A 24,746-nucleotide genomic window follows, 5' to 3' on the forward strand; every position below is an offset into this window, starting at 1 on the left:
CTAGGGTTTGCGGTAGAAGGGGGTGCGTTGTGGGGGTAACGGGGTGTTGCCAAGAATGAGGTCGGCCGCCTTCTCGGCCAGCATCATGACCGGGGCGTAGATGTTGCCGTTGGTGACGTACGGCATCGCGCTCGCGTCGACCACGCGAATCCCGTCCAGGCCGTGCACCCGCATGGTCTCCGGGTCGAGTACGGACATCTCATCCGTTCCCATGCGATTCGTGCACGACGGGTGCAGCGCGGTCTCCCCGTCCCTGGCCACCCAGTCCAGAATCTCGTCATCCGTCCGGACCCCGGGGCCGGGGGAGAGCTCGCCCGTGCTGAACGGCTTGAGCGCCGGCTGCTCCAGGATCGATCGCGCGACCCTGACGGCTTCCACCCATTCGCGGCGGTCCTGCTCGGTCGACAGGTAGTTGAAGCGCAGCGCCGGATGTTTCCTGGGGTCGCTCGTCGTGATTTTCACCGACCCGCGGGAGTCGGAGTACATCGGCCCGACGTGCACCTGATATCCGTGCCCGCCCGCCGGAGCCGACCCGTCGTACCGCACGGCCAGCGGCAGAAAGTGGAACATCAGGTTGGGATAGCGAACTTCCTCGTTGCTCCGGACGAACCCGCCCGCCTCGAAGTGGTTGGTCGCGCCGGGCCCGCTCCGCAGGAACAGCCACTGCGCCCCGATCCACGGCCGATGCCGATATTTCAGGTACGGCTGCATCGACACGGGCTGCCCGCATCCGTGCTGGATGTAGACCTCAAGATGATCCTGCAGATTCTCGCCCACGCCGGGCAGATCATGCACGGGTGTCACGCCGACGGCGCGCAGCTCCGCCGCGTTGCCCACTCCGGAAAGCTGGAGCAACTGCGGCGAGTTGATCGCCCCGCCGGACAGGATGATCTCCTTGCCGTGGATGCGCTCACCATTGCATTCCACGCTGACCGCGCGGGTCCCCTCGAACAGCACCTTCGAGACGAACGCCCGCGTCCTGACCGTCAGATTCTTCCGCTTCCGCGCCGGATCCAGGTACGCCCGCCGGGCCGACCACCGCCGCCCTTTCCGGATGTTCCGGTCGAACGACGCGAACCCCTCCTGCCGGAACCCGTTCACATCATCCGTCAGCGGATATCCGGCCTCCTGCACGGCCTCGAAGAACGCCGGGAACAGCGTGCTCGACACTGGCCCGCGCTCCAGCACCAGCGGCCCGTGATGCCCCCGGAACTCGGTCCCCGGATCGCCGAGACAACTCTCCATCTTCCGGAAATAGGGCAGACAGTGCGCGTAATCCCAGTTCGCCATCCCCGGATCCGCGCCCCACCGCTCGTAGTCGAGCGGATTCCCGCGCTGGAAAATCATCCCGTTGATGCTGCTGGACCCGCCGAGGACCTTCCCCCGCGCGTGATAAATCCGCCGATCCCGCATGTACGGCTCCGGCTCCGACTCGTACTTCCAGTCGTAGAACCGGCTCCCGATCGGGAACGTCAGCGCGGCGGGCATGTGAATGAACACGTCCCACGGATAGTCAGGCCGCCCCGCCTCCAGCACGAGCACGCGCGTCCCCGGATCGGCCGACAGCCGGTTCGCGAGCGCACAGCCGGCCGAGCCACCGCCGACGATGATGAAGTCATATGTCATGACCCCTCCACTTTTGCCGAATCGTAGCGTCATGCGCACCACGTTTCACTAGTAGCAACAGAGATTTAATCGTTCTTGTACGGCGGCTACAGTTGCGCCATGGGCAACGAAAGCGGGGGCGTCCAGTCCGTGGACCGCGCCATCTCGGTAATGGAGATCCTCGCCCGCAAAGGCGAAGCCGGCGTCAGCGAGATCGCCGCCGAGATCGACGTCCACAAATCCACCGCGTTCCGCCTGCTCGGCGCCCTCGAAGCCCGCGGCCTGGTCGAACAGGCCGAAGACCGCGGCAAGTACCGCCTCGGCTTCGGCCTCATCCGGTTGGCCGCCGGCGTCGACACCCAGCTCGACATCGCCCAGCGCGCCCGCCCCACCTGTCACCGCCTGGCCGAAGAACTCGGCGAAACGGTCAACATCGCGGTCCTCCGCTCGGTCTACGCCGTCAACCTGGACCAGGTCCGGGGCCCTTCCGCGGTCACCGCGCACAACTGGGTCGGCCAGCTGACCCCACTGCACGCCACCTCCAGCGGCAAGATCCTCCTCGCCCACGCGGACCCCGCCCTCCTCACCCAGATCACCCTCGAACGCTTCACCACACGAACGATCACGTCTCTCCCCGACCTGGAGAAAGACCTCACGACCGCCCAATCCCGCGGCTACGCCACCACCCTCGAAGAACTGGAAGAGGGCCTGAACGCGGTCGCCGCCCCCGTCCGGTCCTTCCACGGCGAGGTCGTGGCCGCTGTCAGCGTCTCCGGCCCCGCGTACCGCCTCACGGAACAGCGCGTACACGAGATGGCTCCGGCTCTGATCGAGGGCGCCAGGGAGATCAGCACCCGCCTCGGCCACGCTCAAGTCAGCTGAGCTTCTCAAGCACCCAGTCGTGAAAAGCGCCGATGTGGTGTTCGCTCGGTACCAGGACGCCGCCCTTGGCGTACAGACGGGAGCTCATTCGGGGCTGGCAGCGTTCGCAGGCTTCGAAGTCCTGTTCGTTGACCCGGTGGAAGAGTTCGACGGACTTGTCGAGGTCCTTGCCGGTGGTGACGACGTCGGCGGTGTAGAGCCAGTCGCATTCGACGATGGTGCGGTCGGCGGCCAGGGGATACATGCGGTGCAGGATGATGTGGTCGGGGACGAGGTTGATGAAGACCTGGGGTTTGATGGTGATCGCGTAGTACCGGCGGTCCTGGTCCTCGGCCAGGGACGGGATGCGGTCCAGGCCGGGGGAGCCGTCGACGGTGAAGCCCTGGATATTCTCGCCGAACAGCGCGCCATGGCCCACGTAGTACTGCGCCGCGTAGCCGTCCGCGAATTCGGGCAGCACCTCGACCAGTTCGGGGTGGATCGTCGCGCAGTGGTAGCACTCCATGAAGTTCTCGACGATCAGCTTCCAGTTGGCTTTCACGTCGTAGACGATCCTGCGCCCCAGCTCCAGCGCGTCAGCCGAATAGTTGTCGATCAGTTCCAGCGCGCCCAGCCGTTCGGTGACCGCCCCGAGCACGGTCTCCTCGAACGACGGCGGCTCGTCGGCCAGGCACACCCAGACGTACCCGAGCCACTCCCGCACGTGCACCTTCGCCAGCCCATACTCAACCCGATCCAGATCCGGCATCGCGGACATGTTCGGCGCCGCGATCAGCTTCCCGTCCAGGTCGTAACTCCACGCGTGGTACGCACATGAGAACGCCCGCTTGACCTGCCCGTACTCCTCGACGCACAGGGTCGCCCCACGATGGCGGCACACGTTGTAGAACGCCCGCACCCCCGCCCGGCTCCGCGTGATCAGGATGCTCTCGCCGCCGACCTGCACCGTCCGGAACGCCCCAGCCGTACCGACGTCGGAGGACCGCGCGGCGCAGAACCACATCGCCTCGAAGATCCCCCGCTGCTCGGCCGCGAAGACATCCGGATCGGTGTAGTAGCGGCCGGGAAGTGTGGGAATCACGCTGCTCACCACTGCACCCCTGTTTCGCGAAACGGAACATCATGCGCTATGCGCAACAAGCGTGAAGCCGCCCGAAACGGATGTCAAGGGTTCATTCGCGGCGTACGAGCAGGTTGTAGCGCCAGCTCAACTGAACAGCGAGTGCCCGTCTCCCCGCTTGACCCGCTTCTGCGCGAGCACGATCAGATTCACCACCGCGATCACCGCGATCGCCCACAGCGCCACCGCCGGCACGAACCACCCCGCCAGCCACGACAGCACCCCGAGCGCCGCGCTCACCACCAGCCCGAAGATCGCCAGTGCGATCCGCAGGTTGAGCGCCGTCTCCGGCCGCTCCATGGTCGGTGAGACCTCCCACCAGAACCGATCACGAATACGATGCGCCTTGCTCATCCGCGCCACCCCCAAACGACACGTTGTACGCCATCAGCCGATATCCGTCCTGCACTCCCCGCCAGCTGGTGATCGACCCGTTGTCCGCGAGCCCGCCCGCCGCGATGGCGAGCACCTCGTCGTCACCCAGCCCCTCCAGGATCTGCCGGAGGAACAGCACCACCGCGTCATGCGCCACGATCAGCACCCGCCGATGGCCGTCGGCTTCGATCTCCGCCACGACCTCCCGTAACCGGTCGGCCACATCCCGGAACGACTCCCCGTCCGGCGGCCGATACCCGAGCTGATCGCGATCCTCCGCCTCGGCCTCCGCCGGAAACCGCTCCCGCACCCAGCGCGACGGAATATGCCGGAACCTCCCCCGATCCCGATCGCGAAGCCGTACGTCCACCTGATGGCAGGGCCGCTCCCGCCCGGCGGCGACGAGTTCCCGCTCCACCCCCGCCCAGGTCTGCTCGGCCCGCAGATACGGCGAACACCACACCATGTCGGGCACGTCACCGGCGTCCAGCCCCGCCAGCCACTTCCCGACCGACTCCGCCTGCCGCCACCCCAGCTCGGTCAGCCCGATCACCAGGTCATCGTCGGGAATCACCGTGCCGGACTCCGTCTCGGCCGCGAGGAAGGCGACATTCGACGTGCTCTGCCCGTGCCGGACCACGTACACGAACTCGACGGCCCCGGCGTGCTCCACATGCGGACAGCTCATCCGGACACACCTCCCCACCGGTAGAACGCCCGAATCCCGCCGCCCATTTCGGAAGCGGCACCCTAAGGTTCGAGACAATCAGGCAACGAGTCCGAAGCCCCCGCCGGCTGCTGCGTCCACCCGGACGGATCGTAGATCTTCACCCATTTGACCGACGAGAACTGCTTGAGCGTGGGGATGATCTCGTCCGCGATGGTGAACGTGGAGCCGCCGCTGCTGCACGCACCGGTCAGATAGACCCGCGCGATCCCGTTCTTGATGGTCACCTTGCTGAACCCGGTCGCGTGTGACGCCTCGAAATGCAGCCACTTCGCCGCCTCGCCCGGCGTCGGCCCCGCGAACAGCCGCTGCAACGCCCCCGCCGCCGACCCCGACACCGGCACCGGCCGCACCACTCCCTTCGTGTACGGCTGCCGCCCCACATTGAAGTTCGCGTTGTTCATGAAATACGTCTTCACATTCACCGTCCGGTACGGCGTGCCGATCTCCACCACCACCCGGCTCGGATTCTTCAACGTGTACAACCGGATCGGCGCCTTCCTGCTCACCCCCACTCCGAACGACAGCACCGCCTCGAAATCCCCGGTGTTGACGACCTGGATCAGCCCCGGCAGCGCGAAAGCCCGCCGCGCCGGCCCGTACGTGATGCCCCCCGCGCTCCCATGCCCCGTCGCCCCGCCGAACCGCACCAGCAGCCGCGCGTTCCCCACCACCGGCACCGGCAGCCCCGACCCGTCGGCCACCAGCCGCGTCACGTATTCCGCGCTCCGCTGCGCCGGCAGCCCGCCCCTGAACTCGAACACGAGCCGATCGAGCCCCGGATGATGCGCCGCCCGAATCGCCACCAGCGTGGGCACCGCCCGCGCCTCGGCCGGACTGATCGCCATGCCCGCGACGACGACACCTGCCACAACCCCGGAAACCAACGCGCGCAAGGAGCCCATGGCCCTCCGTCCGATGTGTCGAACCCCCATCGTGACGGCCCTAAACCCAATGTCAACCGCCTGATTCCCACTGCCGGAAATCCAGATGAGCCCACCGGTCCCGCCTCACTAGGCTGCCTGGATGACCACCAAGGAATCCCCTTCCAACGTTCTCCACCGTTTCCTCACCCACGGGCGGCTCCTCACCATCCCCGCCAAACAATCCAAACGCCGCGTCATCCTCGACCACATCGCGGGCTCCTTCGAACCAGGCGTCCGCTACCCGGAAACCGAGGTGAACGAGATCCTGCTCCGCTTCCACGACGACTTCGCCGCCCTCCGCCGCTACCTGGTGGAAGGCGAATTCCTCACCCGCGAGAACAGCGTCTACTGGCGCAGCGGCGGCTCCGTCACGTAGGCGAAGCCGTCCGGCGGATTCCGGGAAAGCTCCAATCCAGACATTCCGCCCGCGATAGCATCCGGCGGTGCGTCAAATGCGGATGGTTGTCCTTGTTGTCGCTGGCATTCTCGGTGCCGTGCTCGTCCCGAGCGGTCCGGCTGCGGCCGCGCCCGGAAACCCCGGGGGACGGGCGTACGTGCCGGCGGAGGCGCGGGCGGTGAACACCTCGCGGCCGGATCGGGTGGTCGGGAACGGGACGCCTGCCAGCTGCACGTCCAGGGCCGTGGTGGCGGCGGTGGCCAAGGGCGGGGTGATCACGTTCAACTGCGGGCCGGGGCGGGTGGTGATCCGGATGACCGCGACCGCCAAGGTGCGCAACACCAGCGCCCGGGTCGTCCTCGACGGCGGCGGCAAGGTGACGCTGAGCGGGATGGGGAAGCGGCGGATCCTCTTTATGAACACCTGCGACAAATCGCTGGTGTGGACGACGTCGCACTGCGACGACCAGGCCCAGCCGCAACTCGTGCTCCAGAACCTGACGTTCGCCGACGGCAACTCGACGGGGGAGCGCCTGGAGGGTGGCGGCGGTGGTGCGGTGTTCGTCCGCGGCGGCCGGGTAAAGGTGGTCAACTCCACATTCGTCCGGAACCGGTGTGACTCGACCGGCCCTGACCTGGGCGGAGCCGCCCTCCGGGTGCTGAGCCAGTACCGGAACCTGCCGGTTTACGTGGTGCGCAGCACCTTCGGCGGGGCTAAGGGTCAGGGCGGGGTGTGCTCCAACGGGGGAGCCGTTAGCAGCATCGGGGTCTCCTGGGTGATCCTCAACAGCGTCATGTCGTACAACAAGGCGATCGGCCGGGGCGCGAATCCCTCCCGCGGCGGCACGCCCGGCGGCGGAAGCGGCGGCGCGATCTACACCGACGGGAACCGCTTCACGGTCCAGCTCTCCGGCTCGATCATCCAGAACAACACCGCCCGCGAAGGCGGCGGAGCCGTCTTCTTCGTCAGCAACGACCTGACCGGCACCCTCCGCATCGACAAGTCCCGCCTGCGCAACAACCCGAGCGCGGGCTTCGAAACGCAGGGATACCCCGGCATCTTCTACCGCGGCGCCGGAAAACCCAAGATCACCGCCTCCAGCCTCAGCTGAGCCACTCTCTAATCACTGCGGGACAGACGGTCGGCCAGACGAATCGGTTCAGGCAGCCGAAAGGACGGCGTCGTGCGGAGGACGTGAGCGCAGGCGTTGTCGAGGCTGACGCGGTGCCCCTGGGAAACGAAGACCGGCTTAACGTTGTCACGGGTACGAAGGGCCCGACCGACCACCTCATGGTCGAGGATGATCGGAGCCCAACTGCCCCGGCCAGCGTCGGGCTCCTCGTGGCTACCGACGAAAGCGGTCTTGGCCACCCCGATCGTGGGCAGCCCCGTCAGCACGCCCAGATGGCAGGCGAGACCAAAACGACGCGGATGAGCCAGGCCATACCCATCACAGATCAGAAGATCGGGAGCGACCGTCAGCCGATCCAACGCCGCAAGCAGAGACGGCAACTCCCGGAACGCAAACAACCCCGGAATATACGGAAATTTCGCCTTTTCTCGGGATATCGCTTGGTCAACGATTCGCAGAGCGGAATCGAGAACGACGATGGCACCGGTCACTTCATCACTGTCCGGGGCGTACCCCACATCCAGCCCCGCCGTGAACTTCACGCCGACCGGCCCGGTTTCGGTCAGCTCGACCAGCGAACGCAGCCGTTCCTGGACAGCTTCCGCCTCGGCGGCCGTCCGCGGCCATGGCTCCCCGATCTCCATCCTCGCCAGTCTGTCGTCCTCGTCGTCCGGACGCGAACGGATATCCCACCAACTCAAGTGCGCCCCTGGAAATGGTGGGGATCACGGAGTATCTGGTCGACGTCGACAGCATCGCCGACCGGGCCGGAATCAATGCGGCGGCTGTCTCCCACTGGAGATCATCTGGCGAAGGTGAATCCGCCTGGGCGGTTGTTGCGGTCGGCGATCAGGCCGGCCAAGGTGGCGATGGCGATTTCGGGTGGGGTGCGGGAGCCGATGTCGAGGCCGATGGGGCGGTGTACTCGGGCGATTTCTGCTGGGGGTACGGAGAGGTCGGTGAGGGCCTGGATGTGGGGGCCCTGGTGGCGGGGGCTGCCGATGATGCCGATCCAGCGGACGGGGTGGGCGAGGATGTCGCGCAGGATGGGGCCGATGCCGTCGCGGTGGTGGTCGGTGATCACGACGTCGGTGGAGTCGTCGAAGTCGGCGGTTGGTTCGGTGACGCGTTTTGTGTCGGGGAGGTCGGGCAGGCGGTTTGGGCCGGGCTCAAGCAAGATCGTGCGGTAGCCCAAGTCGGTTGCGTATTTCAGGAGAAATCCGGCCATGGGGGAGGCGAAGACCGCGACGAGTGTTCGGGGCTGCTCGCTGGGAGCGGCCTCTCCGTGCGCCACGGCGCAGGACGCATCGTGAACATGGCTCATGCCATAACCCCCTACCGGAATCCTCTCCCTTCACCATAGGGCCGCCACGATCGAACGGCTTCCATCAATGCGACGCCGGGTGATTCCACTGCCACCCGATCATCGAGTGAGCCTCATCCGGGGACGTGGCCGACTTCAAGACCCCAGCCGCCCCACATGCATCCGCCTCACCTATTCCGCGTTTCCGGGTGAAATCGGATAAATGTAATACAATTGCGAATTGTCCGCCTGGGTCATTTTGGCTTATTTGTTGCGCCCGAATTAATCTCAACCATCGGGAAATATTGGGATATATGGCATTGACCATTCATTGGAGGAATGAAAGACTTTGGCGACCCGGTTGGATACTCGCTGGAGTGGCTTGTGGACGGAAAGTTCATCAACGAAGCCGAATTCCACCCCGATGGGGACAAAACCCCACGAAGGATCCCCGCTGGTACCTCATTCACCTTCGCCGACGGCGTACCCAACGTCAAGAATGGAACGGTCCGAATCAGGATCGGGAACACGACAGGCACGGTGAACGCGGCGGATGTGGTCGCCGACGAGGACGTGGCCAAAGTGGCCGGCCTGGTCGCCGCCGGCTCCACGGCGGAGATCCAGAACGTCACGAGCCTGGCGGCGTTCGCCGGTCAGTACGAAACGGCCACCCTGGCCCTCACCCACGTCACCGACGACTACGCCGGAAAAGAGCACCTCATCCAGGGCATCCAGGCTCACCGCGACCAGCTGAAGACCTGCCTGTGGTCGGTCGGCGCCACCTACAGGGTGGCCGAGGCCGCCGTGCTGTACTTCGCCTCGGAGAGTAGTTCGGGCCATTGGCCGACGCTTCTGCGACTGTGGGCCGAACGCCCGAAAGCGGCAAGGAAGATCGCGTTCGCCGAGCTTCCCGCCCCGATCAAGTCCGTCTTCACCGACCTGGTCCAGACGTATGTGGACGGATTCGTACCAGACGCGGAGGACCGGGACCCGGACCACACCGAGCTCTCCTTCAACTACCGGTACGCCATCGAGTCCTTCACGCTGATCGTGGGCTCCGGCCTGAACGCCGGGACGAAGGCGGTCTGCAAACCGATCGTGCTCGGGACGCCGAATATCTTCGCGACCGTAAAAGGTCTCATGGCCCAGTTACCGGAGCTCCAGATACCCAGGCACCTGGTCGTCCACTCATCGGACATCATGCTCGACCAGCCGGTCGACGTTCCCGACGAGAAGCTGCCGACCGTGGTGATGGTCACCGCCAGGAACCGGCTGTGGCTGGCGAACGGCCCGAGCGCCGACGACGTCTGCCAGGGCGAACTGGGCGACTGTTTCTTCCTGGCCCTGCTCGCCGCCATCGCCTGCCACGATCCCGCCCAGATCAAGCGGCTGGTCAAATGGGCGGACGGCAAATACGTGGTCACCTTCACCCGCACGATCAGCCACCGGAACCGCGACTTCCGCGTCCCGCAGCCGGTCGAGCTGACCGAGATCTTCCCGCACAACGACCAGAACGTCCTGCTGGGCGCGCGCCCCCGCGTACGCTGCGGCGATCCCGTCGTCCGGCGGCGCAGGACGCTCGGCGGCGACGCCTACCTGGAGCGGGCCTTCGAACTGGAGACCGCTCTCTGGGTGCCGGTCGTCGAGCGCGCGTTCGCCGCCCTGGTCGGCCGGTTCGGCCAGTACGCGAACACCGTCCCCGCCGGCGACGCCCAGCCGGACGACGGCTACGCCAAGATCCGCGACGGCAGCCAGTCCGGCGAGATGATCTTCTCCTGCCTGTACGGCCACCGCTACCGCCGCAACCGCTCGGTCCGGGTGAGCTACCTGTGCGAGGCGATCGCCAAACCGCCCAGAGAACTCGACCCGCCCAGCGCCGAACTGCTCAACCTGCTGCTCATGGTCCACGACCAGGCGGCCGGACTGTCACCCTGCCTGGCGCTCCCCACCGCGTCGGTCGGCTGGCGCGCGGTCGGCACGAAACTGCTCGGTCTCGGCAAGCAGCACACCGGCCCTCTTTCTCCGCACTTCACCCTCATCGGCCAGCTCCTTCAGCCCATTCTCGACCGGCAAGAAGACACCTTCGCGACCCTGGACCTCCATCAGGAGTTCCAGGACGCGTGCACGCAGATCACGAAGACACTGCTACCGCTCCGGCCAAAGGACCCCTGGGCCGGCAAGGTCGTCAAACTCGTCACCTCCCTGGCTCCGCCGCTGACCACCCAGCGACCCCGTCCGTACGTCTACGCCCGGCACGAGTACGCCGTCGGCGCAGTCCACCTCGTGTTCAGCGAGCCCCTGCCCGCTCCCGACTACCTGACCGACCCCGCGCTCGGCCGCCCGCCGGTGAACAGCGCGGCCCTGGTCAAGGCGCTGACCACGCTCGACACCCACATGTCGACCATCGCCCTGATCAACCCGCACCACAAGAATTCCCCCAACCTGGACGGAACGCTCCCCGCTGAGGCGGACACCGGGTCGTTCGTCCTGCCCTTGGCGGAGTTCCTGGAGTTCTTCACGTATGTCGGTTACGCCGTCGTCAGCCGCCACGCGTGAAAGCGCACCCCGCCGACCGTGATCAGCCCGTCGGAGACTGAGACCTCCGGGTCGTCCGTGCCCGGCACGATCACGGTCAGCACCGCTCTGGCCGGCGCGGACAGCACTGTCGTCGTGTCGGCTTTCCGCAGGTAGCCCGGGGAGACCGTCCCCGGGCGCACCTCCGGTTCGCGCGCGGGCAGCTGGATCATGGTCGCCCGCCAGTTCCCGTCCGCCAGCACCACCCGCCCGTCGCGGTTCGACACCACCCGCAGCGACGGCGCCAAATGCCACAGACTGCGCACCTCCGCCCCTGCGGGCACCTCGTCCAGCACCGCCATCAGATCGGGACCGTGATTGACCAGAACCGACCGGGTCCGCACCACGCCGTACGCGTCGTCGGCCAGCCGGAACGTCTGCCGGGCAGGTTCGACACCGACGTGCTCCAGCCGCGTCGCCGTGCCCTCGCGGAACTTCGCGCCGACCACGATGGGGATGTTGTGCGCCTCCGGCGAGGTCGTCCACTCCCGGTAGGCGGTCTTCTCGTACGAGTGAAAACCCGCCTCAACCAGGATGTCCCGGCCATGGGCGTGATACGTCACGCCCAGATGATCCTCATGGCCGTGATGCCTACGCCCCGGCCCGAACCTGATCGAGTAGTACGCGGACTCGCGGTCATTCCATCGGGTACGGCCGAACACGTAACCACGATCGAATACTTTGACCGTCTCCTCCTGGTTCCGGTAGCCCGCCGGGCGCGTGTCGGCCGGGCTGTCGCCGATCGGCACCAGACGGCCATCCGGCTGGGTGGCGTGGCTCACGTACGCCTCCAGGGATCGGCGGCGTTCCGCCAGGCCCTCGGGAACGGCGGCGCCGCCCTTGCGGATCGCGTCCAGGGCGATGCCCAGCCTCCGATGCACGTAGATGCCGTATTTGGGGGCCTGCTCGTGCAGCGCGCCCTGATCGTCGATCGCCGCCGCCGCGGACGCGCCCATCCGGTTGACGGCCAGCTCCGTCCAGCGTCCGCGGCGGAACCGGCAGCCGATCGTCAGCAGCGCGATGTCCTGATCCAGGCCGTGATTGTGCCCATGCCGGTAACGCGAAGGATCGGACAGAAGCCGGGCGTGCTGGACCAGGCTCGCCGACAGCCAGCCGGCCTGGACGTGCGCGCTCAGCCGCACCAGCGCGGGAGCGCGCAACGCGACCGGATGCTCGGCCCACGCCCACGGGCTGACCCCGGCACCCCGCCCGGGATTCTTCCGCACCCAGTCCTCGGCGATCTCGGCCGCCCGCTCCAGCAGGGCCCGATCCCCCGATTTCTCGTACGCGACGACAAGCCCGCCCATCCACCGCAACGCGTGCAGATTCATCGCCCACGACCGATTCCGATGCGGATCCATCCGCCAATCGATGTCCCGCCCCAGCTCAACGGGAGGAAGCCCGACGAAACCCGCACGTCCGGCCATGACCTCACTCACATCGATCGGGACCGATCCTCCTGTCCCACCGACGACCGGTCCGTCGATGACCAGCGAAAGACGTGACTCCACCATTCTGTTCAAGGCCATCCGGGCATGCCGAAACAAGCGATTGCTCCAAACGAGGGTAAGTGCGGTCCCGGCGACCGGGACAGGCACTGGGTTATGGGAGGGCGGTAGGCCGGGCCGTCACGGAGTTCCCGTGGGCAAGGCCGCCTCCGGGGCCGTTGGCCTCTCGTCCGTCCAACCGGCTTCCAGCACCAGTTCGACCTGGTCGTGCTGCACGCCCGGCGCGTCGGTGGTGGAGGAGAGCACCTGGGAACTGCCCGTGTCGATGATCAGCGTCCGCCGGGCGGCCGGGACGCCCAGTTCGAACGAGAACGCCGCCCCCGTCCGGCCGGATTCGTCCGTCCGCCGGCCGAGATATTCGACTTCCGGCAGGTCGGCGAGGGCCCGGTAGGCCGCCGCCCGCACCTCGGGCGGGGAAGGCTTGCTCCAGAGCAGCCCGCTCAGCGCGTCCGCCACGACGCCCTGATCGGGACCCGAGGCCGCCCGCACCGCCTTCGCGACGTTCTCGCGGAGAGCGACAGGGTCGGCCGGGAGAGCCCTGATCTGCGCGAACGTCATCGTCTGCCCCGCCATGCTGAACGCGACCCCGCCGGGGACATCCGTGAGCGTGCTCCGGCCGGGCGCCGTGGACAATCCGGGCCACTCGCCGGGGGAGCCGTCCCGACGCCAGGCCGCCTCGTCGGTCCGGGTGGCGGGTTCCGCCCCCAGCGTGACCGTCCCGGACCAGACCCTCCCCCCCCGCGACACCCACTGCTCGGAAACCCGCGGCTCGATCATCCAGTACCGGTTCGCGCCCCCGCCCAGCATCTCCGGATGCCGCTCCCGCACCAGCTTCCTGACCCGCCAGTACGCCCCCGCCCGCGCGTCCCCCGACTCGGCCCGCACCGCGGCGGCCAGCAGAATCGACCGCCCCTCCGAGCCGGAAGCGAGGTTCCCGCCCGGCAGCGCCACGACCACCCCCGCCGCGACGGCAGCCGCCACCAGCGCGGCCGTCCACGGCATCACCCGCAGCCGCCGCCGCGCCTCGGCTTCGATCAGCGCCCCAACCCGGGCCTTCAGGGCGGGATCGGGGCCCGGCTCGCCGTACAGGTCGCGGACCCGGGTCAGGTCATCCATGGCCGTTCTCCCTCGGGTCGCGCATCGGGTTGGTGTCGCCCAGCGCCGCCCGCAGCTTCCGGCGGGCGCGATTCAGCCGCGACCCCACCGTCCCGTACGGGATGCCCAGCGCGGTGGCGATCTCCTCGTGGCTGAGCTCGGCCAGCGCCACGAGCAGCAGGACATCGCGATCCCGCTGGTGCAGCTCCGCGACGGCGGCGGCGATGTGCGGGCGCAGGCTCTCCGCGCTGACCTGCACGGACACCTCGTCCTCATGTCCTGGAAAATCGGGATCGGGGCCGTGGCGGCCGAGCGCGCGCAACGCGCGCACCTCCGTGCGGTGGTGGCGGCGGATGAGGTTGGTGGCGATGCCGTACAGCCAGACCCGGACGCTGGCGCGCGCCGGGTCATACCGCGCCCGCTTCCGGAACGCGGTGAGGAACGTCTCCGCGACCACGTCCTCGGCGCTGTCGGTGCCCAGCCGCTGGGCGACATACCGGTGGATCTCCCCGAAATACGTGTCGAAGATCACGCTGAACCGCTCGGCGTCGGCCAGCGAGTGCCGCACCGCCTCGGCGTCCCCGGCCCGATGAGCGGCCCAGGACACCGTGGTCACGATGGTCTTCCCGTCATGCGTGTTCCTTCGGCAGCGAGCAGCGGACACCCTATATCGCCCGATCCGCCGATCCGCTTTCACGGGGATTCAACACTTTCGCCGTCGACGCCGTCTGAGAGGTGGCGGACTGTGAATGGTTGAAACACTTGAAGGACGACTCCCGGTTCGCGGACTTCGTCGCCGACCGGGCCGACGCGCTGCTGCGCTACGGCTACGTGCTCAGCGGCAACCCGCACGACGCGGCGGACCTGACCCAAGAGGCGTTGATCAGGCTGCATCGGGCGTGGGACCGGGTCCGCCGCAAACAGGACCCGGAGCGCTACACCCGGGTCATCATGGCCAGACTGCACATCAGCGCCTGGCGGCTGCGGCGGCGGGAGTATCTCGCCTGGGATCCGCCGGAGGGCGCGCATCTGGACGCGCTGCCGTCCGACCTCGAAGAAGGGCTCTGGCAGGCCCTCTACGACCTGCCGCGCAAGCAGCGGGCCGTGCTCGTGCTGCGGTACTACGAACAGCTGTCCGACGCCGAGATCTCCGGCGTGCTCCGGATCTCCCGGGGCACCGTCCGCAGCCACGCCTCGCTCGGCCTGAGCAAACTCCGTACCACCATCGCCGGCCGTACGGCGGCGAACGGGAGCGCCCGATGAACCACGACCTGGAAGCCGACCTCCGCCGCGCCCTCGGCCGCGCCTCCGGCCGCGCCCCCCTCGCGCCGGGCGGCCTGCCCGCTCTCATCGTGACGCGCTCGCGGCGGCGGCGTGCCCGCGACCGCCACGCCCACTGCGACCGCCAAGCTGTCGGCCGTTCCCCCGCCCGTCGAAAAGGTGTGGCCCGACGCAGTGTGGAAGATCCCCGCCAAACGTGCGGGCGGCGGCACCCTCCGCCCGAAGCTGTTCATCGACGACCGCACCCTCCTGCTGGAGACCTGGTCGAGCTTCGAGAAGGCCAACGCCCTCTACGCCTACGACCTGACCGCCCGGCAGTCACGCGAGATCACGGACATCGCCACCCCGAAGGGGGTGTACGCGTCCGGGTACGCCGTGGGCGCCGGCTCGATCGTCTGGCAGACCATCGAGGACGTCGACGGCAGGATGGCCAGCAGGTTCTGGTCCGTACCGATCTCCGGCGGAGAACCCGCCGAGATCCGCACCGACCGACCCGCCCCGGGGCGCGGCGACGAGCTGACCGTGGCCGGCGACCAGCTGATCTTCTCTGTCAGTGAAGGCGGCGTCTTCTCGGTTCCCCTCGGGGGCGGAACCGTGACCGCCGTCCCCGGCGCCGACCGGCACCACCTCCTGCGCTGGCCCTATGTCGGCTTTCCCGGCGAATACACCCCCAACAACGAGACCAGCTTCGAGGAGATCCTCAACACCGAAACTGGCGCCATCAGCAAAGCGGTGATCAACCCCGGCGAAACCATGGTCCGCTGCGGCGTCACCATCTGCGTCGGCGTCCGCCCCGACAGCAGCTACTTCTCCCGCCTCCGTGACGGCTCCCAGGAACGCGACCTTCCCGAATGGGCCCCCATGGGCCTCGCCGTCGACCGCTTCATGACCATCGGCCTCCCCAACCGGCGCGGCGAAGCCCTCCACGACCTGCAAACCGGCAAATCCGGCGTGTCATCCGCCGAACGAGCCGGGGTTGAGGGGCACGCCAAGAGAGCCAAGGGCCAGGGCGCGCGAAATGGGCTTGTGTTAGGGGCGCGGAGTGGGCCGGATGGGGTGCAGGCCGAAAGAGGGGCACGGCGGGTGCCGTACCCCTCTATTGGGTTAGCGGCCTACGGCGAGGCAGGTCGACGTGGACTTCTTGGTGGGGTCGCTCTCCGAGGTGGCGGTCAGCTTGACCTTGGCGAGCAGTGCGCCGCCCTTGGCCCGCAGGACGTGGACCGGGACGGTGACCTGCTTGCCGAACTCGGCGGTGGTGAGGTGGTTGGGCATGGAGACGGTCCAGCCGCGGCCTTCCACCGTGGTGGTCAGCCGGTAGACGTCGTTGTTGAGGTAGGCGGACACGTCCTCGGGGTGGGTGCCCGCGGGGGCCGCCTTCTTGCCGGTGTTGAGCACCGGGAACTTGCAGGTGGCGACGCTGTCGCCGGCGGTGATGCCGAGCGCGGGCAGCACCTGGACGCCGCGCTTCTGCGGGCCTGAGCCGTCCAGCGAGCGGACCGCGACCTTGTACGACAGCACGCCCTTGCCGGAGCGCTTCACGTCCAGGACGTAGAAGTGCAGCCGGTTGGCCTCGTCCGTGAACTCGTACTCGCTGCCCGAGTCCGCGCCCGCGTGGAACAGCGCGTCCGAGAGCTGGCGGTAGTCGCCGATGGTGATCGGGACCTGGGTGCCGTCCGGCAGGACGTAGTCGGTCATGCCGATGTCCTGCGGGTTGGCGTCGATGACCCACTCGAACGGGGCCTGGTCGGCGTTCTTGGTCTTGGCCAGCAGCACACCGGAGTCGGGCGTGAACGAGTCGGCGCCCATCCGGTCCACGACCTCGACCGTGTAGTTGTTGTAGCGCCCGCCGTCACACAGCGGGTCGGTCTGGAAGGTGCAGGCCGGGCTCAGGTCCGCGCCCATGGCGATGTTGACCCCGGTCAGGCCGGTCGCCCCCGGCTGCACGGCGCGGGCGGTGACCTCGGCCACCACCAGGCCGGACTCGTCCAGCGCGTCCCGGTCCAGGCGCAGCACGTTGGCCTCGTCCACCATGTTCAGCTTGATCTTGTTGCGGAGCATGTGCTGGGCGCCCATCGAGCCGCCGGAGGTCGGCGGGATCAGCCAGCGGCTGTGCGGGCCGCCGGGGCCGTTGAAGCTGCCCCGGCTGAGCATCTCCCAGATGCCGGTGTACGCGCGGCGGACCGGGTTCGCGTACGGGTTGTTGTAGTTGTCGGCGATGCCCATGATGTGGCTGAGCTCGTGCGCGTACACGCCCATGCCGGAGCTCTCCGCCTGGACGGAGTCGACGCCGAAGCGGGCGTTGGGCCAGAAGGTGGAGCCGGCCTGCCAGGAGGTCCACTCCACGTAGCGGGTGGGCGACCAGTTCGGCAGGGCCGGGTCGTCGGGGCCCCACTCGTCGGTGACGTCTTCCTTGGTGGGGAACTTCATCATGCCGAACTCCTGCCAGGTGGACGACTCGTCCTGGCCGGCGCTGACGTAGAAGATGAAGTCGTACTGGGCCGCTGTCTCCGGGCCGACGGCGGTCAGCCAGGCGGCGTTGCCGTCGCGGCGCAGGTCCTTGTTGCAGACATCACCGGCCGGGCAGGAGTTGCGCTGGTACTCCAGGGCGTACTCGTGGTCCTTGCCCGGCATTGTGTAAGGGCCGAAACCGGTGAGGTCCACGCCGTAGCGGCCCTGGGAGTCCTCCATCCAGTATTCGTGGATGGTGTGACCCCGGTTGAGGTCGTTCGGGGTGTTGAGGAAGTCCTGGTAGAACTTGGCGACCTGGTCGCGGGGGACGTCGTGCGCCTCGGCCGTGGGGTTCTTGAAGGCGGTCGAGCCCTTGGGCTGGGTGACGACGAAGGGCTGGTTGGGGTAGTCCAGCAGGACGAGGGCGCCCTTGAAGGTCCGTACCGAGCCGGGGACGGAGGGGTCCGCCCAGTTCGTGCCCGGCACCTTCTTGTAGTCGGCCCACGTCATGTGGTCCGGGTTCTTCCAGGTCTGCGGGTCGATCGGGGTGGGGTGACCCTGCTGGCCGCCCAGCGTGCGGAGCTGCGCGGCCTGGGAGGGCTGGTCCTGCTGCCACGGCTGGGTCTGCGGCCAGTGGTCGTAGCGCCAGGGGAGTTCGGGGTCGGCGGCGGGCTCGGCGGAAACGGGGCTCACGGGGAGTAACGAGAGCGGCACCAGCGCCGCGGCTGCGACGAGTAACCTGAGGGGGCGGTTCATACTATGTCACGTTATATAGCGGTGTTTTGGTAGATCAATTGACACTCTGTCAGTACTAGTATGTGACATAGTTTCGTGGTCGGTTCGTCACCCTCCGCTACGGGATTGCGTCATCCGCCGCGGGGATGACATGCTGTCATCCGGCAGGGTGATGACAGCTTCACCTGCTGAGCAAGCAGATCAGGGCTGGACGACCTCGGGCGAGGTGGAGTTGACGCGTTGATTTCCACTGGCGTTTCTTCCTGGAAATCGCCGTCGCCCCCGCTGGATCGGGCCGGCGGAGAACCTTGATTTGTCAATGCCCGCCGTAAAGAGAAACCCGCTCGTCCACGGTGAGTTCGAAGGTCCCGGCGACGAAGAGATCACGCTCCCACGGCGCGTTGGCGATATTGACCGTCCACTGTTCGTAGTACCACTCGATGCCGTATCCGCTGAAGCGGAAATTGGCCCGGTAACGCGCCCGTACGCCCGGCTGGAGCAGGAAAACCTGCCCGGGATGGCGGGCATTCGGGTAGGCCGCCCACACCGGAGTGCGCGTCACCCGGACATCCGATCCAGCCACTTCGTAACGCAAGCCGTTCAGCTGCGCCGGCAGCGACAACCCGTCCACGGCGACCGCCGGTTCGTAGCCGGTCCGCTCCTCGGCGAGGACGTCATGGCAGGCCAGCGGCGCATCCGGCAGCGGAGGCAGAGCGAACGCGGCGGGGACCGCGCTCCGCAGCGTCGCCTGCGGCCCGCCACGCGCCTGTTTGGTCCAGCGCGTCACGATCCGCTGGACGATCAGCATGGCGGGCGCCGCCACGGCAGCCGTACGGGCTCGGCCAGGACCTCGCCCGCGATCAGGCGCGGAAGCAGCCCGGGAAGGCCCAGCGGCGTGATCAGCTCGCTCGTCGCGGCGAGCTCGGGAAGACTCCACCAGTGGTAGGCCGAGATCTGGCCGCGCTCCATCTCCTCCTGGCCGGACGTGTCGATCACATGCCCGTCGACCTGCACGAAGAAGAACGAATCCGTCGCCTCCACCAGCCGCTCGCCCAGCTCGGCCGGCCCGGACGTGACAGCGACCAGCGGCCCGAGCCGGTCCGGCTCCAACTCCAGCCCGATCTCCTCACGAAGCTCCCGAATCGCCGCCACCGCCAGGCTCTCCCCCTCGTCCACACCCCCTCCGGGCGTCACCCAGAAGTACGGAATCCTCCAGCTGACCGGCGCCGGAAACCGGAACAGCAGCAGCCGCTCGGCGGCGTCCACCAGCAGGACCCGGGCGCTGTGGCGAATAGCGACGTTCGTCATGACCTTGATCGTAGAAGAGCCTCCGGCGGCACGTCCGCCCAGGCGGGGAGCGGCTCGCAGCGCTCTACCCAGCTGGGCGGCGGGGCGGCCCGGGTGGCGATGACGCCGCCGACGATGGCGCAGGTGGTGTCGATGTCGCCACCCGCGGTCGCGGTGGCCCAGAAGGCCTGCTCGTAGTCGTCGAGATGCCGGGCGGCGGCCCACAGGGCGAAGGGCACGGTGTCCTGGGCGGAGACGGCGCGCCCATTGCCGAGCGCCCGGGCGGCCAGAACCGGATCGGAGATGGTCAGCAGCCGCCGGGCCTGGACGAGCCCGGCGTGGACCAGGCCGGCCGGGGTGAGCGCGATGACCTGGTCGAGGAAGTGCCCAGGCCGCAGACCGGGCTGCCCGGCGGCGACGGCGGCGGCCACGGCAACCGCGATCGCGCCCGCCACGGCTTCCGGATGGGTGTGGGTGACCTCGGCGGACGCCCTCGCCTGGGGTACGGCCAGCGCCGGATCGTCGGCGAACCACGCGCCCAGCGGCGCGACCCGCATCGCGGCGCCGTTGCCCCAGGAGCCGTTGCCGTCGAACAGCCCGGCGGCCAGGGCCCGCCAGTCGCCGCCTTCGCGGACCAGGCGCAGCATGCGGTTGGTGGCGGGGCCGTAGCCCCGGTCGAAGTCGTGGCGCACGGCGAAGCTCGTGGCGAGTCCGTCCTGGTCGATGGCGCCGTGCGAGGTGAGGACGCGGTGCACGGAGCAGGCCATCTCGGTGTCGTCGGTCCACTGCCAGGGGCCGGGCGGCAGCAGGCGCTCGGTGAGGGCGCGGCGGTTGGCGGGGACGAAGAACTGGGAGCCGAGCGCGTCGCCCAGGGCGAGGCCGTGCAGGGCGGTGGTCGCGTGGGATCGCGGGGTGGTTGGCATTTCGATCATTGTGGCACTGGTCGAGTGTTGAGATCATTTAACGCTGGCGCTTGGGGTGGGTGGTGGGGATACTTAGAGTCGTAAAATTTCACGCTACGTCGTAGAGAAGCGCCAGCGAACCCTTCACAACGCGCTTAACAGAACTTAGTTCGTTTTGTCATAAAAAAGGTTTCTTATTAGACCTGTGGGCTAATATTTCCGTAAAAGTCATGTAACGGACCCCACCCCTGCCGCGATGATCTCTGTGACGCCTCATCAGTCCCGCCTGCCCCGCGTGCAAACTTCTTCAGCCTTATAACAATTGCCACGTTCCGGCCGTTTTGTGGCGCGATGCCCCGTAAATTCTCTCTGTCTGTGAAGGGCTAGCTTGCCCAGTCGTATCTGGGCATATGGGGGCAAACCGCCCAGGAGGATCCGTGGCGTCAGATTCGAATTGGCTTGATGCTGCCTATGAATGGGTCGTTGCCGCCAGTGCCAACGGGACCTGGCGGGACCTGATCCCGCTGGGTCTGGCGGGCCTGCTCGTCTGGGGCCTGTGGCTCTACCGCGTCGTGCTGTCCCGGCTCGCCAAACCGGTCGTCAACAGCTACCGCACGACCGTCTCCGTCGTCGTCCCCTCCTACCGGGAGGACGCCGAGATCCTGGTCCGCTGCCTGGCCAGCTGGCTGGCGCAGGACCCGTACGAAGTGATCATCGTGGTCGACGTGGGCGACACCGAGTGCCACGCCAAGCTGCACGAGGTCGTCGACCCCAGGCTCAAGGTCCTGGTCTACGAGCACTCCGGCAAGCGTTCCGCGCTCGGCGTCGGCATCCGGGCGGCCCGCGGCGAGGTCGTGGTCTTCGCCGACTCCGACACCTGGTGGCAGCCGGGCCTGCTGGCCGCTGTCCAGATGCCGTTCGAGGACCCCTCGGTCGGCGGGGTGGGCACCCAGCAGAACGTGTACCAGCGGACCAGCAGTATCTGGCGCCGGATCGCGGACTGGCTGGTCAACCTGCGCTACTACGACTACGTGCCGGCCATGGGCAGCCGGGGCGGGGTGGCATGCCTGTCGGGGCGGACCGCCGCCTACCGGCGCGCGGCCATCATCCCGGTGGTGCACAACCTGGAGAACGAGTTCTTCCTGGGCCGCCGGTGCATCGCCGGCGACGACGGCAGGCTCACCTGGCTGGTGCTGGCCTCCGGCTACAAAACCGTGCACCAGTCCTCGGCCCGGGCCATCTCGATGTTCCCCGACTCCTTCCGCGCCTTCGTCAAGCAGCGCGTCCGGTGGAGCCGCAACTCCTACCGGTGTTACCTGACCGCGCTGTGGAAGGGGTGGCTGTGGAAGACGCCGCTGGTCACCAAGGTGACCGTGCTGCAGATTCTGCTCACCCCGGTGACCATGGGCGTCACGCTCGCGTACATGTTCTTCAGCAGGCTGGAGCTCACGACCCTCGGCATCAGCCTGGTCGTCGGCTGGCTGCTGCTCGGCCGGGGCATCCGCGGCTGGTCGCACCTGCGCCGCCACCCGGCGGAGATCCTGCTGCTGCCGCTGCTCTGCCTGGTGGTCATCATGATCGCCCTGCCGATCAAGCTGTGGGCGTTCGTGACCATGAACAAGCAGGGCTGGCTGACCCGTACCTCCGACCAGGTCGGCGGGGCTGGCCAGAGCGCCTCCACGCTCAAGGGGATGGCCTGAGATGGCAAGGTTCGTCCCATTGGCTGCCGCGTCGCTGACGCTGGCGTTCGGGCTGGGCGTGGCTCCCGCGGCAGCCTCCCCACCCACCTCCTGGGAAGAACCTGGCCCGGCTCCGGTGTCCGCCGCGGAGGCCGAGGCTCAGTCGACCCTGGTGGACATGGAGGACCAGCGGCTGGTCCAGACCCGCGCCGCGCTCACCGCCCTGCTCCAGACCGGCGGCGTCGAGGCGGCCCAGCGCAAGCAGCCCCAAGTCTTCGTGTCGGCGCACGGCCGGACCCTGGTGCTGCCCGGGCGCGACACCAATGCGCCGTACACGCTCAAGGATCTGGCGGCGATCGAGAAAGGCCGGTACGTACGCCAGCTGAAGGACGGCTCCTACCTGCTCGGCATCCACGTCTTCGTGGCCGACGGGGCGCGGCTGCAGCTGCGCGGGCCGCTGACGCTGCGGATGGGCAGCCTGCCGGGCTCGTTCAGCTCGATCATCGCGTTCGGCGGCGGCATCGAGATCAAGGGCAGCCCGGGGAAGCTGGTCAAGATCAGCAGCTGGGACGTCAGAACCGGGCGGCCGGACCGTTCCACGGCCGATGGCCGCGCCTACATCCGCGCGGTCGGCGGCCAGTTCGAGATGGAGTACGCGCAGGTCTCCAACCTGGGCTTCTGGAGCGGGCGCACCGGCGGCATCGCGCTCACCGGCACCGAGCGGCCGGCCAGCGCGTACCGGCACAGGACCAAGGATCAGCGCCACCAGGACAAGGCGGAGCGGCTCGCGAACCCCGGCGGAGAGAAGAGCGGCGGCAACTTCGGCGACGTGGAGACCATCCCGGTCGGCCCCGGCACCGCCTCCCACCTGCTCGGGGACGAGCTGGTGTCCGGCTCGATCAAGCACAGCGTGATCACCGGCGACGCGTACGGGCTGTTCGTCTCCGGCTCCAACCAGACGCAGATCATCGACAACGAGATCGTCGACAGCCTGGTGCACGGCGTGTTCATGCACCGGTTCGCGAAGAACGCCACGATCGAGTCGACCCGGGTGCGGGGCAGCGGCGGCGACGGTTTCGTGCTGTCCCGGGCCACCGAGAAGGTGCGCGTCACCGACTGCATCGCCCAGGGCAACGGCCGCAACGGCTTCACCCTCAACGGCCGGGCGCTCGCCGTCGGCCCGTCCGCGAGCGGCGAGTCGCTGGCCGTCTACGGCGACAGCTCGGTCAACAACAGCGTCGCCCGCGACAACGGCCGGTACGGCATCGAGGTGCTCGGCGGCAGCCGCCTGGCCGTGCAGACCAGCCAGATCATCGGCGGCGACATGGGCATCGTGGTCCGCGAGGGCGCCAGCGGGGTGCAGATCTCCGGCAACCAGCTGTCCAACCAGCGCCGCCAGGCGATCGCGCTGCGGGACGGGACCACCGGCGCGCACGTGGCCGGCAACACCATCAAGGGCACGCCCACCGGCATCTACATGCGCGACTCCGACGCCACCGTGGTCGGCAACAAGATCACGACCAGGACCGAGCCGAAGGCCCACGGGATCACCGTGATCGGCGACGCGCGGGCCTCCGAGATCACCCGCAACACCATCGTCGGCTCGGGAACCAGCGCGATCAGCGTGGCCCGCGCCGCCGGCAAGGTCAACAAGCACAACAACGACGAGGACAAGTGGGTGGACACCTCGTCCTTCTGGGTCCAGGCCAAACGCTACGTCAAGCCGATGAACGTGATCTGGGCCGGTGTCTTCCTGCTGGTCATCGTGTCGGCGATCCGGTCCCGCGGGGTGATGGAGCGGCAGCGTAAGCGCGGCACGCTCGGGAACCCGTACGAGCACCAGCAGGCGCTGGTGGAGAAGCCGCTCATGCTGCTCCGGCACGCCGGGGCGCAGCAGAACGGCCGCCCGGCCCACAACGGGAACGGCCAGTGGCATCGGCAGTCGTCGGTGCCGATGCACGCCGGAACCACGCCCACGGCGGGGGGCCGGGGATGAGCCGCCGGATTCTGATCGTCCTGGTGGTGCTGATGTCCGCGGCCGGCAGCTGGTTCTACCTGTCCTGGATCGACGCGCCGGCGCCGGCGCCGGCGGTCAACGAGGTGTCCGCGGCGGACGCGCAGCAGCAATCGACCCTGGCCGACCAGGAGGATCTGCGGATCATGCAGACCCGGGCGACCCTGTCCTCGGCGGTGGCCCGGGGCGGGCCGCTGGCGGCGGCGGCCCGGGTGCCGCACATCTCCAGTTCGGCCAACGGGCAGACGCTGGTGCTGCCGCAGCGGCGGGAGCCGTACCGGGTGGCGGACCTGGAGAAGCTGGGGCTTGATCAGTTCCAGAAGCAGGACGACGACTCCTACCTGCTCGGCATCAACGTGTTCCTCGGGCCGGGGGCCAAGCTGGTCCTGCAGAACGCGACCGGCCCGCTGGTGATCCGGATGCGCAGCGAGCCCGGCACCTTCGTGTCGATCGTCGGTTTCGGCGCGAGCATCCGGATCAACGGCTCCGCGCAGAACCCGGTCCGGCTGACCAGCTGGGACCCCCACACCAGGACGGCCGACAGCAAGGTCGCCGACGGGCGCAGCTACATCCGCGCGGTCGGCGGCGAGCTCAAGATGAGCTACGCGCAGGTCGAGCATCTCGGCTTCTGGAGCGGCCCGACCGGCGGGCTCGCGCTGACCGGCAGCGACCGGCCGACCGAGAACGCGGAACTGGTCCTGCCGCCCGGCGGGCTCGCGCAGCCCTCGCCCGGCGTGTCGGCGCCCCCGGGTTTCC

Annotated in this window: 23 protein-coding genes; 8 read left to right on the forward strand and 15 right to left on the reverse strand. The window is 68.2% G+C overall.

The window, feature by feature from the left end; genetic code table 11:
* Positions 1-1,626, reverse strand: a complete 1,626-nt coding sequence (gene betA, locus Acor_RS00490) for a choline dehydrogenase (RefSeq protein WP_155334473.1) — start codon at positions 1,624-1,626, stop codon at positions 1-3.
* 99 nt (positions 1,627-1,725) lie between these two features.
* Here betA and Acor_RS00495 point away from each other — a divergent pair, with 99 nt between their 5' ends.
* Positions 1,726-2,487 carry an IclR family transcriptional regulator gene (locus tag Acor_RS00495; RefSeq protein WP_155334474.1) on the forward strand — a complete coding sequence of 254 codons (762 nt, stop codon included), beginning with the start codon at positions 1,726-1,728 and terminating at the stop codon, positions 2,485-2,487.
* On the opposite strand, the gene Acor_RS00500 is transcribed toward Acor_RS00495, so the two are convergent.
* From Acor_RS00500 to Acor_RS00515, 4 genes are all read right to left on the reverse strand, one after another.
* Complete coding sequence (locus Acor_RS00500; RefSeq protein WP_246238324.1) at positions 2,480-3,577, reverse strand: aromatic ring-hydroxylating oxygenase subunit alpha; 1,098 nt, start codon at positions 3,575-3,577, stop codon at positions 2,480-2,482. The genes Acor_RS00495 and Acor_RS00500 overlap by 8 nt on opposite strands.
* Positions 3,578-3,694: 117 nt before the next feature.
* Positions 3,695-3,961 (reverse strand): hypothetical protein, encoded by a 267-nt coding sequence (locus Acor_RS00505; protein ID WP_218034045.1) that lies wholly within the window; start codon positions 3,959-3,961, stop codon positions 3,695-3,697.
* Positions 3,936-4,670, reverse strand: a complete 735-nt coding sequence (locus Acor_RS00510; RefSeq protein ID WP_155334475.1) for a histidine phosphatase family protein — start codon at positions 4,668-4,670, stop codon at positions 3,936-3,938. Before Acor_RS00510 ends, Acor_RS00505 begins: the two co-directional genes overlap by 26 nt.
* A 62-nt stretch (positions 4,671-4,732) precedes the next feature.
* A complete protein-coding gene (locus tag Acor_RS00515) occupies positions 4,733-5,614 on the reverse strand; it encodes an AMIN-like domain-containing (lipo)protein (protein ID WP_170316739.1) in 882 nt (293 codons plus the stop codon).
* A gap of 121 nt (positions 5,615-5,735) precedes the next feature.
* Here Acor_RS00515 and Acor_RS00520 point away from each other — a divergent pair, with 121 nt between their 5' ends.
* Both Acor_RS00520 and Acor_RS00525 read left to right on the forward strand, forming a co-directional pair.
* Complete coding sequence (locus tag Acor_RS00520; RefSeq protein WP_155334477.1) at positions 5,736-6,011, forward strand: DUF2087 domain-containing protein; 276 nt, start codon at positions 5,736-5,738, stop codon at positions 6,009-6,011.
* A gap of 118 nt (positions 6,012-6,129) precedes the next feature.
* Positions 6,130-7,143, forward strand: coding sequence for a hypothetical protein (locus Acor_RS00525; RefSeq protein ID WP_155334478.1), 1,014 nt, complete (start codon positions 6,130-6,132; stop codon positions 7,141-7,143).
* 8 nt (positions 7,144-7,151) lie between these two features.
* Here the strand turns inward: Acor_RS00525 and nfi are convergent, their stop codons facing one another.
* Both nfi and Acor_RS00535 read right to left on the reverse strand, forming a co-directional pair.
* Positions 7,152-7,808 (reverse strand): deoxyribonuclease V, encoded by a 657-nt coding sequence (gene nfi, locus Acor_RS00530; RefSeq protein WP_155334479.1) that lies wholly within the window; start codon positions 7,806-7,808, stop codon positions 7,152-7,154.
* Positions 7,809-7,966: 158 nt separating this feature from the next.
* Positions 7,967-8,488 carry an XdhC family protein gene (locus Acor_RS00535; protein WP_155334480.1) on the reverse strand — a complete coding sequence of 174 codons (522 nt, stop codon included), beginning with the start codon at positions 8,486-8,488 and terminating at the stop codon, positions 7,967-7,969.
* A gap of 363 nt (positions 8,489-8,851) precedes the next feature.
* On the opposite strand from Acor_RS00535, the gene Acor_RS00540 reads away from it, so the two are divergent.
* Positions 8,852-11,023: a C2 family cysteine protease gene (locus Acor_RS00540; RefSeq protein WP_218034046.1), complete on the forward strand. Its 2,172-nt coding sequence runs from the start codon at positions 8,852-8,854 to the stop codon at positions 11,021-11,023.
* Here Acor_RS00540 and Acor_RS00545 read toward each other — a convergent pair.
* From Acor_RS00545 to Acor_RS00555, 3 genes are all read right to left on the reverse strand, one after another.
* Entirely contained in the window at positions 10,996-12,480 is a 1,485-nt protein-coding gene (locus Acor_RS00545; protein ID WP_246238325.1) for a heparinase II/III domain-containing protein, read from the reverse strand. The genes Acor_RS00540 and Acor_RS00545 overlap by 28 nt on opposite strands.
* 189 nt (positions 12,481-12,669) lie before the next feature.
* Positions 12,670-13,665 carry a CU044_5270 family protein gene (locus Acor_RS00550; protein ID WP_155334483.1) on the reverse strand — a complete coding sequence of 332 codons (996 nt, stop codon included), beginning with the start codon at positions 13,663-13,665 and terminating at the stop codon, positions 12,670-12,672.
* Positions 13,658-14,260 (reverse strand): RNA polymerase sigma factor, encoded by a 603-nt coding sequence (locus tag Acor_RS00555; protein ID WP_308805612.1) that lies wholly within the window; start codon positions 14,258-14,260, stop codon positions 13,658-13,660. Before Acor_RS00555 ends, Acor_RS00550 begins: the two co-directional genes overlap by 8 nt.
* A 137-nt stretch (positions 14,261-14,397) precedes the next feature.
* Between Acor_RS00555 and Acor_RS00560 the strand changes: the two genes are divergently transcribed.
* Positions 14,398-14,907, forward strand: coding sequence for a SigE family RNA polymerase sigma factor (locus Acor_RS00560; protein ID WP_246238326.1), 510 nt, complete (start codon positions 14,398-14,400; stop codon positions 14,905-14,907).
* 314 nt (positions 14,908-15,221) lie between these two features.
* On the opposite strand, the gene Acor_RS00565 is transcribed toward Acor_RS00560, so the two are convergent.
* The 5 genes from Acor_RS00565 to Acor_RS00585 all read right to left on the reverse strand — a co-directional run bounded on the left by Acor_RS00565 (position 15,222) and on the right by Acor_RS00585 (position 20,318).
* Positions 15,222-15,410, reverse strand: coding sequence for a hypothetical protein (locus Acor_RS00565; protein WP_155334484.1), 189 nt, complete (start codon positions 15,408-15,410; stop codon positions 15,222-15,224).
* Positions 15,411-16,029: 619 nt separating this feature from the next.
* Positions 16,030-18,129, reverse strand: coding sequence for a M6 family metalloprotease domain-containing protein (locus Acor_RS00570; RefSeq protein ID WP_155334485.1), 2,100 nt, complete (start codon positions 18,127-18,129; stop codon positions 16,030-16,032).
* A 295-nt stretch (positions 18,130-18,424) separates the two neighbouring features.
* Positions 18,425-18,916: a hypothetical protein gene (locus tag Acor_RS00575; protein ID WP_155334486.1), complete on the reverse strand. Its 492-nt coding sequence runs from the start codon at positions 18,914-18,916 to the stop codon at positions 18,425-18,427.
* Positions 18,910-19,416 carry an NUDIX hydrolase gene (locus Acor_RS00580; RefSeq protein ID WP_155334487.1) on the reverse strand — a complete coding sequence of 169 codons (507 nt, stop codon included), beginning with the start codon at positions 19,414-19,416 and terminating at the stop codon, positions 18,910-18,912. Before Acor_RS00580 ends, Acor_RS00575 begins: the two co-directional genes overlap by 7 nt.
* On the reverse strand, positions 19,413-20,318 hold the full coding sequence (locus Acor_RS00585; RefSeq protein ID WP_174876088.1) for an ADP-ribosylglycohydrolase family protein: 906 nt from the start codon (positions 20,316-20,318) through the stop codon (positions 19,413-19,415). The genes Acor_RS00580 and Acor_RS00585 overlap by 4 nt, the downstream gene beginning before the upstream one ends.
* Positions 20,319-20,734: 416 nt before the next feature.
* Between Acor_RS00585 and Acor_RS00590 the strand changes: the two genes are divergently transcribed.
* The 3 genes from Acor_RS00590 to Acor_RS41935 all read left to right on the forward strand — a co-directional run.
* Positions 20,735-21,997: a glycosyltransferase family 2 protein gene (locus Acor_RS00590; protein WP_218034047.1), complete on the forward strand. Its 1,263-nt coding sequence runs from the start codon at positions 20,735-20,737 to the stop codon at positions 21,995-21,997.
* Position 21,998: 1 nt separating this feature from the next.
* Entirely contained in the window at positions 21,999-23,972 is a 1,974-nt protein-coding gene (locus tag Acor_RS00595; RefSeq protein ID WP_155334490.1) for a right-handed parallel beta-helix repeat-containing protein, read from the forward strand.
* Positions 23,969-24,746 (forward strand): hypothetical protein (locus Acor_RS41935; protein WP_218034048.1); only part of this gene is annotated, 778 nt, incomplete at its 3' end. The genes Acor_RS00595 and Acor_RS41935, both read left to right, overlap by 4 nt.

This window comes from Acrocarpospora corrugata (genome assembly GCF_009687845.1).
Classification (GTDB): Bacteria; Actinomycetota; Actinomycetes; order Streptosporangiales; family Streptosporangiaceae; genus Acrocarpospora; species Acrocarpospora corrugata.